Annotated in this window: 7 protein-coding genes; 3 read left to right on the forward strand and 4 right to left on the reverse strand. The window is 59.0% G+C overall.

Annotated elements, in window-relative coordinates; translation table 11 throughout:
• Positions 1-137: 137 nt before the first annotated feature.
• Positions 138-1265 (reverse strand): branched-chain amino acid ABC transporter substrate-binding protein, encoded by a 1128-nt coding sequence (locus tag ACMXYJ_RS08235; RefSeq protein WP_415759405.1) that lies wholly within the window; start codon positions 1263-1265, stop codon positions 138-140.
• 338 nt (positions 1266-1603) lie between these two features.
• Between ACMXYJ_RS08235 and ACMXYJ_RS08240 the strand changes: the two genes are divergently transcribed.
• Complete coding sequence (locus ACMXYJ_RS08240) at positions 1604-1909, forward strand: DUF2288 domain-containing protein (RefSeq protein ID WP_285430200.1); 306 nt, start codon at positions 1604-1606, stop codon at positions 1907-1909.
• Positions 1910-2204: 295 nt separating this feature from the next.
• Here ACMXYJ_RS08240 and ACMXYJ_RS08245 read toward each other — a convergent pair whose 3' ends face one another.
• Entirely contained in the window at positions 2205-4400 is a 2196-nt protein-coding gene (locus ACMXYJ_RS08245; protein WP_415759406.1) for a hypothetical protein, read from the reverse strand.
• 197 nt (positions 4401-4597) lie between these two features.
• On the opposite strand from ACMXYJ_RS08245, the gene ACMXYJ_RS08250 reads away from it, so the two are divergent.
• The gene (locus tag ACMXYJ_RS08250) at positions 4598-5494 is read left to right on the forward strand and encodes an NAD(P)-dependent oxidoreductase (protein WP_415759407.1); all 897 of its coding nucleotides are present in this window, start codon (positions 4598-4600) and stop codon (positions 5492-5494) included.
• Here the strand turns inward: ACMXYJ_RS08250 and ACMXYJ_RS08255 are convergent.
• The gene (locus tag ACMXYJ_RS08255) at positions 5385-7667 is read right to left on the reverse strand and encodes a putative bifunctional diguanylate cyclase/phosphodiesterase (protein WP_415759408.1); all 2283 of its coding nucleotides are present in this window, start codon (positions 7665-7667) and stop codon (positions 5385-5387) included. The two genes, ACMXYJ_RS08250 and ACMXYJ_RS08255, sit on opposite strands and share 110 nt — an antisense overlap.
• Before the next feature lie 288 nt (positions 7668-7955).
• Between ACMXYJ_RS08255 and ACMXYJ_RS08260 the strand changes: the two genes are divergently transcribed.
• Positions 7956-9305, forward strand: a complete 1350-nt coding sequence (locus ACMXYJ_RS08260; RefSeq protein ID WP_415759409.1) for a spinster family MFS transporter — start codon at positions 7956-7958, stop codon at positions 9303-9305.
• Between the two features lie 163 nt (positions 9306-9468).
• Here ACMXYJ_RS08260 and rapA read toward each other — a convergent pair whose 3' ends face one another.
• Positions 9469-12315 (reverse strand): RNA polymerase-associated protein RapA, encoded by a 2847-nt coding sequence (gene rapA, locus ACMXYJ_RS08265; RefSeq protein WP_415759410.1) that lies wholly within the window; start codon positions 12313-12315, stop codon positions 9469-9471.
• Positions 12316-12382 lie beyond the last annotated feature (67 nt).

Consider the following 12382-nt stretch of genomic DNA (forward strand, 5'->3'; position numbering starts at 1 on the left):
GCCAGCGAACCGCTGATGACGGTTTTGAGATTTTCAGGTGGGGAGACTGGCGGATCACGCCAGCGCGGCCCAATACGTTCGTAAAACAAAGCCCACGGCACGCCGTGGGCTTTATTGGCAGTCAGTCAGGCAACGCCTTACTGAGGCTTGGCTTCAGTTTTAGGTTTGCCGAAGTGCCACTCGTAAACCACAAATTTGAAGTCTTTCAGGTCGCCCTTGGCGTCGAAGCTCAGGTCGCCAGTCGGGGTTTTGAAAGTGCCGGCGTGGATGGCTTCAGCCACTTTGGTAGCGTCTTCGCTCTTGGCAGCCTTGATGCCGTCGGCAATCACGGTCACAGCCGAGTAGGCCGGGAACACGAATGGACCGCTCGGGTCTTCTTTCTTGGCTTTGAACGCATCAGCCAGGGCGATGTTGGCCGGATCCTGGTCGAAGGATTTCGGCAGGGTTACCAGCAGACCTTCGGAAGCGTCTTTGGCGATCTGCGAAATGGAGTCGTTACCCACGCCTTCCGGACCCATGAACTTGGCTTTCAGGCCTTTTTCCTGGGCTTGACGCAGGATCAGACCCAGCTCCGGGTGGTAGCCGCCGTAGTAGACGAAGTCGACGTTGGCTTGCTTGAGCTTGGAGATCATCGAGGAGAAGTCTTTGTCGCCGGCGTTGATGCCTTCGAACACGGCAACCTTGACGTTTTTGCTTTCCAGGGTTTTCTTCACGGCGGTGGCGATGCCTTCACCGTATTGCTGTTTGTCGTGCAGAACAGCAACGATTTTCGGTTTTACGAAGTCGGCAATGTAGTTACCGGCGGCAGGGCCTTGGGCGCTGTCCAGACCGATGGTGCGGAACACCATTTTGTAACCACGGGAAGTGATGTCCGGGCTGGTGGCAGCCGGGGTGATCATGATCACGCCTTCGTCTTCGTAAATGTCCGAAGCCGGTTGAGTGGAGCTGGAGCACAGGTGACCGACCACGAACTTGACGCCGTCGTTGACGACTTTGTTCGCGACCGCGACCGCTTGTTTTGGATCACAGGCGTCATCGTATTCAACGGCTTCGAGTTTCTTGCCGTCTACGCCGCCTTTGGCGTTGATCTGTTCGATGGCCATTTTGGCGCCACTGAACTGCATGTCGCCGTATTGGGCTACAGGGCCGGTTTTAGGGCCGGCGATGCCGATCTTGATGGTGTCAGCTGCGAACGAATGGCTGGCAACCCCGGCCAGAACCATAGCGGCAAACAGTTTGGAAATCTGCTTAGTAGCCTTAGTCATAGTGCTCCACTCTTACTGTTGTAGTTTTTATAGTCCTGGCGCCGTAGCAGCAGAACCGGGTCAGATATCTTCGATATCCTCCGGAAAATGCCCCCGACAACTGTACCGGTACAGTGTAGAGCGCCAATTGTTAGCCTGGGAAGCTGGCGCCAGGGGGCAAAATCAGAGGGTGTCGCTTTTTTGAAAGAAAAAGACAGAATGGCGGCGGGGGTTATAGCTGAAATATCAGCAATCCTTGGCTTTCCTGCTGTTTTCAATCGTTAACTCAATTGCATCCGGGTTTTTCTGCCAGACCACCAACGTTATGATTACGTCGATTTCTTTTCCGGACAGGACCCATGACTCAAGAACCTAGCACCCTCTATGCCAAGCTGCTTGGTGAAACCGCATCTATTACCTGGAAGGAGCTGGAGCCGTTCTTCGCCAAGGGTGCCCTATTGTGGGTCGACCCCGGCCTGGATTTGATTGCTGCAGCGGAGGCAGTCGCCACCGACGAAGGCGAGAAAGTGGCTGCCTGGCTGGCCGCCGACAAGGTCGCCAAGCTGTCTGAAACGCGGGCGCTGGATCTTTTCGAACGCGATCCGGAGCTGTGGGCAGTGGTCGTTTCGCCGTGGATTCTGATCCAGGAAAGGGCGACGAACTGAAGGCTCGCACTCTATTGGTGCGCGACTGTGTCAGGCAAAAGTGTGTAGCCGAGTAGCGTGATGGCATGTTGCCGTAGAGAAAGGCCACAGAAGGGTCTTGGCGAGGGTGACGTAAACGTAACGGGAACAGTTTATTGAGCAGCCTTATGGCTGCTTAATTGTTTCTGAATGTTGGATTTGTAGTGAATGTGAGGTCGCCATCGCGAGCAGGCTCGCTCCCACAGTTGACCGCGTTTCTTCAGAAAGAACGCGATCCCTGTGGGAGCGAGCTTGCTCGCGATCGGGGCGCCGCTGATTAAGCGGTCTTACCGGTATGGTTATTCAGCGAAATAACCTTGGTCTTGCCAATCCGGTGACGGTAAATCTCGCGCAAGTACTTGATCGACTTCTTCACGCAGTCCCGGGATAGACGAATGTCATTGATCGAGACGAACTTGTCTTTGTCGTTGATCAGCTCGCGGTACTTCTTCTCGTACATCGGTTTGATCGCGTACCAGTTGGTGTCGAGGATCTTCGCCGGGTTCTCGAATTCATTGAGCAGCTCGTCGATCCGGTCCTCGTCGAACTCTTCATTAATGATGAAGTCCAGGATCGAGTTATCCAGGGTCTCGTCAAAGCGGTACGGGTTTTTCGCGAAGCAACGCTTGATGAAGGCCACGATCAGCGTCAGGAAATCGTCCGACAGGCACGGGCTCTTGGCGATCAGAGTGGTCAGCGACAAGTTGGCCGAGGCGCCGATGACCAGCGCATAACGCTTGAGCGTGGTGTTCGGGAACAGGCTGTTGAGGTGGGTCTTCAACCGGTTCAAGTCCATGTAGGACAGCTTGTAGTCCTTTGGCAGCGAAACAATCGAGACCACCGACGAGCAGTTCTTGAAGAAGTGCAGGTCGTGCAACGCGGCCGCGTCATACCCCGAATTCTTGTACTGCTCCAGCGAGGCGCGATAGCGCTTGGATTCGATCGGCAACAGGCTGATGCCTTCGATCGCCTGGGTCACTTTGTTGAAGTGCGGCAAGTCGATGGAACGGAAGAACAGGTCATCGATGTTCAGGCGCTGCGGTTCTTTCTCGAACACTTTGAACTTGTCGCTGCTCGGTGGCGGGGTTTCCGGCACCACGGACTCGGCGTAGGCAATGGCGACGGGGCCGGCCAGGCTCATGAACAGGTCGTTGGCGTCCAGGCGAATGGTTTCGCCAATGTCGATGCCGGCGCGACGGAAATAGTTCTGGTCGTAGTCGGTGGTGACCGCTTGCGCCGTCAGAATGTTGAAGATCTGCTGTGAGATGTATTGGTTAGCGTGCTTTTCCATCGCGTTGACGTCGATGTTCTGAATGTTGCCGTCATCGCTTTCTTCGGCATAACGCATGATGTCGTTAGAGATCAGCATCATCGCGTTCCATGGGCGGATACGGCCCATGACGCTGGCTTCGCTGCTGTCTTCATTGTCGAAGTTGTAGGAGAAGTCCCACTCTTCCGACAGGTATTTGCACAGCAGGCGACCGGCGTTGATGTGCAGCGCCTCGGACATTTCGCTGCGGTGATCGGAAATGTTCGGCAACACGCAAATGCCGCTGGTGAAGATCGGCTCGAAGACGAAGGAATGACCGCTCTTGCTGTCGTGCTCGTCCATCGGCTTGGTGTCGAACGTCTTGTTCATGTACGAGTGCTGCTGGGCCAGACCGAATTCCGAGGCCATGCCCGAACCGGTACCGCCACCGGCACTGAAGATGGAGAAGTACAGGCGCGACTGGTTGGCCTTGATCCCGCAGCTGTCGATCAGGTACGAGTGGATCATCTTCCAGTCAGGGCTGGAGAAACGCTGGGTGTCCTTGTTCAGGATGATCTTGGCCAGGTATTGGCCGAGGATCGGCGCGTTACCGGCGCCACCGGCGTGGACTTCCGACAAGTCCATGATTTTCATTTTGCTGTAGTCGCGCAGGAAGCCGCTTTTTTCGCCCTTGCGCGAGAAGCGGATGCGGCCGGCGATGTCTTTGTCCAGGTCGCCGAGCATGACCAGCGGTTCTACCAGGAACACCGGTTTGGTGGCCTTGTTCGGCCCCAGGCGCAGGTTGTTGCGAATCCACTGTGCCGGGCTGTAGCCCTTTTCGGCGAAGCGCTTGTCCGGCGACAGGCGATCTTCGTTATTGAATTCGTTGAGGTAGAACTTGCGGGCGTTGTACACCAGCTCCGCGACGTCCAGCGCGATGTTCGAACCGCAGCGGCCCAGGCCGATCAGGCACACCGACGGGAATTCCTGATCGCTGTGATGTTCGCTGTCGCCTTCCAGATGCGGTGGGCGCGGGAACACCATGTCGCGCAGACCGTCGAGGTTATCGAGGATGCGGTCGGTATTGGTTTCGGTGAAGTACAGGTATTGCTGAGTGGCCAGCGGGCGCGATGGCGTCAATGGCTTCGATGGTGCGGGGCTGTATGCCGCGGGGCTCAACGTCAGATCGGATATCGCAGGGGCCGGATTGTTTTTAGAAGTCATTGTGCGCCATGTGCCTGGGCTGGTTGGTTGGGCGACACGATGTCGTCGAACCATCACGGATGGGATCTCGCGTTTTTTTTTAGCGCGTATTTGGCCCAAGCGTCAGGGCCGTGGCCTGAGCATCGCTCGGGGGAATCCTTTCCTAAGTCATGATGAATCGGCCAATATTCGATGATCTTTAATCAAAAGGAGGCCAAATGATGGCAACGTTACCTTCGCTCGGGTTTGCCGGGGTCGGCCTGATGGGCCTGCCAATGTGCCAGCGCTTGCTGGCAGCGGGTTATCCGCTGACGGTGTGGAACCGCAATCCAGCCAAGTGCGCGCCGTTGGTCGAGGCCGGTGCACGACAGGTCGCCACGCCAGCTGAGCTGTGCCGGCACGCCGACGTGGTGATGTTGTGTCTGGCGGACACATCGGTGGTGCGTGAGGTGGTGTTTGGCGCGGCAGGGATTGCGCAAGGTGCGAAAAGCGGTCAATTACTGGTGGATTTTTCCAGCCTGGAACCTACCGAGACGCGGGAAATGGCGACAGCGCTGGTCAGCCAAACCGGCATGAGCTGGCTGGATGCACCCGTGTCCGGCGGAGTGGTCGGTGCCGAGGCCGGCAGCCTGGCGATCATGGTGGGCGGTGAAACGGCGGATCTTGAGCGCGTCAGGCCCGTGCTGTTGAGCCTCGGCCAGCGCGTGACTCACATGGGCGCCGTTGGAGCGGGGCAGGTGACCAAGGCTTGTAATCAGATGATCGTCGCCTGCAACGCGCTGGTGATCGCCGAAGTCGTGGCATTGGCCGAGCGTTCCGGCGTCGACGCTCGTCTGATCGCCGAGGCTCTGGCCGGCGGTTTCGCCGATTCAAAACCGTTGCAGATCCTTGCTCCGCAAATGGCCGAAAGCCGTTTCGAGCCGGTGAAATGGCATGTGCGCACGCTGCTCAAGGACCTCGACACCGCGGTGAAGTTTTCCCGTGAGCAAGGCTCGGCCACGCCGATCAGTGGACTGGCCGCACAATTGATGCGACTGCATGGGAGCCAGGGATTCCTGGAAAAAGATCCGTCGACGCTAGTGCAGCTGTACCGCGAGCCAGACTCAAAGGGCTGACAGTGTGCGAGTGCTTGCGCTGGTTGATTTCGCTCAGTACGGGACGCAATTGCGCCAGCGGTACCGGACGACTGAGCAAGTAGCCCTGCACGAAGTCGCAGCCGTTACGCTCCAGAAACTCGTATTGCTCAAGGGTTTCGACGCCTTCGGTCACCACCTGCAGATGCAGCGTGTGGGCCATGACGATGATCGCTTGAACGATTTCCATGTCCTGGGTGGCCGTGGGAATGTCCTGAATGAACGAGCGGTCGATCTTCAGCGTATTGAGTGGTAGGCGCTTGAGGTAGGCCAGAGAGGAATAACCGGTGCCGAAGTCGTCAATCGACAGTGAAACGCCGAGGGCGCGAATCTGGCGCAGCAACACCGCGGTGTTGGCGATGTTGCCCATCAACGCGTTCTCGGTCACTTCCAGTTCCAGCCGCTGCGGCGCCACTCCGGCGCGCCGCAGTGCGTGTTCGATTTCATCGGCCAATTCTTCGCGCGCCAGGTTCAGGGGCGAGCAGTTCACGGCGATGTGGAGTTCTTCGCAACCCTGACGCGACAACTCGCCCAGATCCTCACAGGCTTTGCGCAGGACCCAGTGGTCCAGTTCGGCGATCAGGCCGTTGGCCTCGGCGATGGCAATGAACCGGTCCGGTGCCAGCAGACCGTGAACCGGATGTTGCCAGCGGATCAGCGCTTCAAGCTTGCTGACCTGGCCGGTTTTCAGGTCGTAGATCGGTTGGTAATAGAGCATCAATCCGGTGTTTTCGCGCAGGGCGTGGCGCAGTTCTTCTTCCAGTTGCAGTTCCAGCGTTGCGCGGGTTTTCAGGTCTTCGCTGAAGAAATTCAGGCCATTGCGTCCGCTGTCCTTGGACTGATAAAGCGCCAGGTCAGCGTTTTTCAGCAACTCTTCACAGGTCTTGCCATCGTCCGGAAACAAGCTGATGCCGATACTGGTGGTCATGACCATGCGCCGCCCGGACAGCTCGATGGGCTCCTGCATTTTCAGCATGATGCGTTGGGCCATGTGCCGCGCTTCTTCACGATCGTGCAGGCCGATGAGGATGCAGAATTCGTCACCGCCGAAACGCGCCACCACGTCTTCGTGGCTGCGCACCGAACCCTTGATGTGGCTGGCCAATACTTTGAGCAATTCGTCGCCGGCATCATGGCCGAGGCTGTCGTTGATCCGCTTGAAATGGTCGATGTCCAGGAACAGCACCGCCAGCATGCCGCCTTCGTTGGTTTTCTCGATGAGTTTCTCGGCAAAAAGCTGGTTGAAGCCACGACGGTTGATCAGGTTGGTCAGGGCGTCGTAGTGCGCCACCTGTTGTAACGACATCCTCGCCTGGTCCAGTTGACTGAGCAGGGCGTTGACCCGTTGCAGGTCGCGCTCCTTGTTTTGCAGCTTCTTGTCCGCCAGCGCCGCGCTGATGCTGCTGCCGATGATCAGCAGCGTCATGACCGCCACCGTCAGACCCAGTTGCAGATGATTGTTTACGCCGGGCAGCGGCTGGAGGCTGTCGGCGGGCAGCACCAGATTGAAGGCAGCCATGCCGGTGAAGTGCATGCAGATGATGCCTGCCCCGAGCACCAGGCTGGCGCTGTATTTGAGCAGTTGATGGAACAGCCCGGTGCCGTCGCGCAGATGACTTGATATCAGCAGGGCTGCAAGGCTGGCACCGATGGCGATCACAATGGAGAGGGCGAATAGCGTGGGTTGGTAATAGGCCACCGCACTCGAACGCATGGCGGTCATGCCCACGTAATGCATGGTGGCGATGCCCAGGCCGATGCAGATCGAAGCCTGGAGATATTGCCAAAAACTCAGGCGGGGATGACTGAGCGTATGCATGGCCAGCCACGAGGCGAGCAGGGCGATCAACAGAGAAAGGAGAGTGATGGGTAAGTCATATTGAATGTCGATCGGCGCCTGAAACGCTAGCATGCCAATGAAGTGCATGGCCCAGATTCCGCCCGCCAGGCAACTGGCGCCGACCCAGCGCCAGAGCCGCTGCGAGGCTGGATTTTCCACGTGACCGACCCGTTCGGCCATGTCCAATGTGGCAAAGCTGCCGACACAGGCGACCAAATAGGCCAGCAGTACCAGAAAAGGGTCATGTGTGCAGTTGAGTATTACCTGGCCGTTCGCCGTCAGCTCTGTAATGAAACGCAAGCCAAGCCACTCCATAGCATGCCCCATTGTCATCCTGGCTGGCGCCATGACCGCTGGCGAATGCTTTGGAGTATAGAAGGCATGTTTAGAGTGCAAACGATAGTGGCACTTGGGCCCTAACCATTTTGGAATGAGCGTTAGAGCGTTTTGAAATAAATGTTGTATCAGCTGCGACATCTTCCATGGGCGGATATCAGCTTTACAAATAATGACAGACAGCTCTGGCGGGTCTGACTAGATTGCAGGTTCCGGGCTCGGATGCGCAGGCAGTGAAGCCCCAATAACAATAAAAGAGACGGACCCATGCAGAACTCGACCCAAGCGGCGAATGCCTGGCGCATTCTGTTCCTGCTGTTCCTGGCCAACCTGTTCAACTTCTTCGACCGCACCATTCCAGCCATCATCATCGAACCGATCCGCATGGAATGGCACCTCAGCGACTTTCAGCTGGGGATCATCGGTACCGCATTCACCCTCGTTTATGCCATTGCCGGCCTGCCTCTTGGGCGGATGGCCGATACCGGTTCGCGCAGTAAATTGATGGGCTGGGGCCTGGCGGCGTGGAGCGGGCTAACAGCGGTCAACGGACTGGTGGGGAGTTTCTGGGCTTTCCTGATCGTTCGCATGGGTATCGGCATCGGTGAAGCCAGTTACGCACCGGCCGCCAACTCGCTGATCGGCGACCTGTTCCCGGCTCACCGCCGTGCACGGGCGATGGGTATTTTCATGCTCGGCTTGCCGCTGGGGTTATTGCTGGCATTTTTCACCATCGGCTGGATGGTCAAGGCCTTCGACAGCTGGCGCGCGCCGTTCTTTATCGCGGCAGTGCCGGGGCTGATCCTGGCGGTCTTCATGTTCTTCATCAAGGAACCGAAACGCGGCGCCGCAGAGAGTGTGCAAGTCTCGCAGGAGCGAGTCGACCGGCCGATCCGTCGGGTGTTGGCGGTGCCGACTTTCCTGTGGCTGGTGATGGCGGGGCTGTGTTTCAACTTCGCCACGTATGCCTGCAACTCGTTTCTGGTACCGATGCTGCAGCGTTATTTCCTGATGCCGTTGCAGGAAGCGGCGGTGGCGACCGGGGTGATCGTCGGCGTGACCGGGTTGTTCGGCCTGACACTGGGCGGTTGGGTGGCGGACAAGATTCACCAGCGGGTGGCTAATGGGCGACTGCTGTTTGCCGCGTTCAGCTTGATCATCTCGACGGTGTGCACGGCTTGGGCGCTGCATTCCGGGCGGATCGAGATCGGCGTGTTTGTGGCGGTGTTCAGTGTGGGCTGGTTGTTTGCCTACAACTTCTATACCTGCGTTTACACCGCCATTCAGGACGTAGTCGAGCCGCGCTTGCGGGCTACGGCCATGGCGCTGTTCTTTGCCGGGTTGTATTTGCTCGGTGGTGGCTTGGGGCCGGTGGTGGTGGGCGCATTGTCCGACTACTTTGCGCATACCGCGATGCTCTCGGCCGGTGCTGAACAGATGACAGAGGCGTTCAAGGCTGTCGGTTTGCATGACGCGATGTATTTGATCCCGGTGGCGCTGTTTTTCACCATGGTGTTTCTGTTCCTGGCTTCGCGGTGTTTTGTGCGCGATGCCAAGCGGATGAAGGAAGGGTTGGTGGCGGTGGTTGAGCCTGAAGGTACTCCGGTGACTGCGTAACCGCCATCGCGAGCAAGCTCGCTCCCACATTTGGAATGCATTCCCCTGTGGGAGCGAGCCTGCTCGCGATGAGGTCATCAGCAACACCTTAACAATCAAGCAGACAAAAAAAGGCCCGCATCGCTGCGGGCCTTCTTTGTTTTAGCGGGGTAGAGCAGGGGCGTTAACCCGCCACCAACACCCGAATCGCTTCCAGTCGCAGCGCAGCCTTGTCGAGCATGGCCAGGCCTTGCTCGCGTTGCTTGCGCAGGGCAACCAGTTCGCTGTCACGCACGGTCGGGTTGACCGCTTGCAACGCGGTCAGGCGCGCCAGTTCTTCGTCGGTGTCGGCGGCCAGGCGACGCTGCGCCTCAGCCACGCGCTCGGCGTGACGCGGGAAGATCTTCTCTTCGCCGGCGTTGATCCGAGGCGTCAGCTGATCGCGCTGGGCCTGGATGAACTTGTTGGCGCTGGCACGTGGCACGCTTTCCAGCTGATCGTTAAGGGTTTCGAACGACACCCGGGCCGACAGGTCATTACCGTTGGCATCGAGCAGGCAGCGCAGGGCGGCCGGCGGCAGGTAACGGCCCAGTTGCAGCGAACGCGGAGCAACCACTTCGCTGACGTAGAGCAGTTCCAGCAACACGGTGCCAGGTTTCAGCGCCTTGTTCTTGATCAGCGCCACGGCGGTGTTGCCCATGGAACCGGACAAGACCAGGTCCATGCCGCCCTGAACCATCGGGTGCTCCCAGGTAATGAACTGCATGTCTTCGCGAGACAGCGCCTGGTTGCGGTCGTAAGTGATGGTCACGCCTTCGTCGTCGCCCAGCGGGAAGCTGGCGTCGAGCATTTTTTCGCTCGGCTTGAGGATCAGCGCGTTTTCCGAATGGTCTTCGCTGTCGATGCCGAAGGCGTCGAACAGGGTTTCCATGTAGATCGGCAGGGTGAACTGGTCGTCTTGCTCAAGGATGTCCTCGACCAGTGCATCACCTTCGCCAGCGCCGCCGGAATTGAGTTCCAGCAAGCGGTCACGGCCGGTGTGCAGCTCGGCTTCCATGCGCTCGCGCTCTGCGCGGGCTTCGTCGATCAGCGCTTGCCACTCGCCGTCGTCGGCATTTTCCAGCAGCGGCAGCAGGCGCGGGCCGAACTGATGCTGCAGGGCGTTGCCGGTCGGGCAGGTGTTGAGGAACGCGTTCAGCGCTTCGTGGTACCACTGGAACAGGCGCTCTTGCGGGCTGGTTTCCAGGTACGGCACGTGCAGTTCGATAATGTGCTTCTGGCCGATCCGGTCCAGACGACCGATACGCTGCTCGAGCAGGTCCGGGTGCGATGGCAGATCGAACAGCACCAAGTGGTGCGAGAACTGGAAGTTACGACCTTCACTGCCGATTTCCGAGCAGATCAGCACTTGTGCGCCAAATTCTTCGTCGGCGAAGTAGGCCGCGGCGCGGTCACGCTCGAGGATGTTCATGCCTTCGTGGAAGACCGTGGCCGGGATGCCGGAGCGCACGCGCAGGGCATCTTCCAGGTCCATGGCGGTTTCGGCGTGGGCGCAGATCACCAGCACTTTGGTGCGCTTGAGCATCTTCAGCTGATCGATCAGCCACTCGACGCGCGGGTCGAATTTCCACCAGCGTTCTTCTTCGTTGGCGTCCGGCTGGGCCTGGAAGCTGACTTCCGGGTACAGCTCGGCGTGATCTCCCAGCGGCAGTTCGAGGTATTCGTCGGGGCATGGCAGCGGGTACGGATGCAGCTTGCGCTCCGGGAAACCCTGCACGGCGGCGCGGGTGTTGCGGAACAGCACGCGGCCGGTGCCGTGGCGGTCGAGCAGTTCGCGGACCAGGCGGGCGCAGGCTTCGGTGTCGCCATCGTTGACCGCAGTCAGCAAGGCTTCGCCTTCGTTGCCGAGGAACCCGTGAATGGTCTTGTGCGCTTCAGGCGACAGGCGTCCCTTGTCCAGCAACTCCTGAACGGCTTCGGCCACCGGGCGATAGTTTTCGCTCTCGGCGCGGAAGGCGTGCAGGTCATGGAAACGGTTCGGGTCGAGCAGGCGCAGACGCGCAAAGTGGCTGTCCTGGCCCAGTTGTTCCGGGGTCGCGGTCAGCAGCAGGACGCCGGGAATGACTTCGGCCAGTTGCTCAACCAGCGAATACTCCGGGCTGGCCTTGTCTTCGTGCCACACCAGGTGGTGCGCTTCGTCGACGACCATCAGGTCCCAACCGGCGGCAAACAGCGCGTCCTGGGCCTTCTCGTCTTCCACCAGCCACTCGAGTGCAACCAGCGCGAGCTGGGTGTCTTCGAACGGGTTGGCGGCATCGCTTTCGATGAAGCGTTCTTCGTCGAACAGCGCAACTTGCAGATTGAAGCGGCGGCGCATCTCGACCAGCCACTGGTGCTGAAGGTTCTCCGGAACCAGGATCAGCACGCGGTTGGCGCGGCCCGAGAGCAGTTGGCGATGGATCACCAGACCGGCTTCGATGGTTTTGCCCAGGCCCACTTCGTCTGCCAGCAAAACCCGCGGTGCAATGCGGTCGGCGACTTCACGGGCGATGTGCAGCTGGTGCGCGATCGGTTGCGCACGCACGCCACCGAGGCCCCAAAGTGCGGACTGCAATTGGCGGCTGGTGTGTTCCAGGGTGTTGTATCGCAGGGAAAACCAGGCCAGCGGGTCGATCTGCCCGGCGAACAGACGATCGCTGGCCAGACGGAACTGAATGAAGTTCGACAGTTGGGTTTCCGGCAGGGTAACCACTTCGTTCTGCCCGTTGAGGCCGTGGTAAACCAGCAGGCCGTCGACGTCGTCGACTTCTTGTACGGTCAGTTTCCAGCCTTCGAAGTGAGTGATCGAGTCACCCGGCGAAAACCGCACGCGGGTGAGGGGCGCATTCCGTAGCGCGTACTGGCGAGTCTCGCCAGTGGCCGGATAGAGCACGGTCAACAAGCGGCCGTCCTGTGCCAGAACGGTGCCTAAACCCAGCTCGGCTTCGCTGTCACTGATCCAGCGTTGCCCCGGTTGATACTGCTGCGCCATGCTGCCTGACTCCCACCTTGAAAAAGCGGGCTATCTTAACGGAATGAGGGCTTCAGGGCCAAAGGAC

Origin of the sequence: Pseudomonas arabinosi, assembly GCF_047758675.1 — a bacterium.
Lineage (GTDB): Bacteria > Pseudomonadota > Gammaproteobacteria > Pseudomonadales > Pseudomonadaceae > Aquipseudomonas > Aquipseudomonas arabinosi.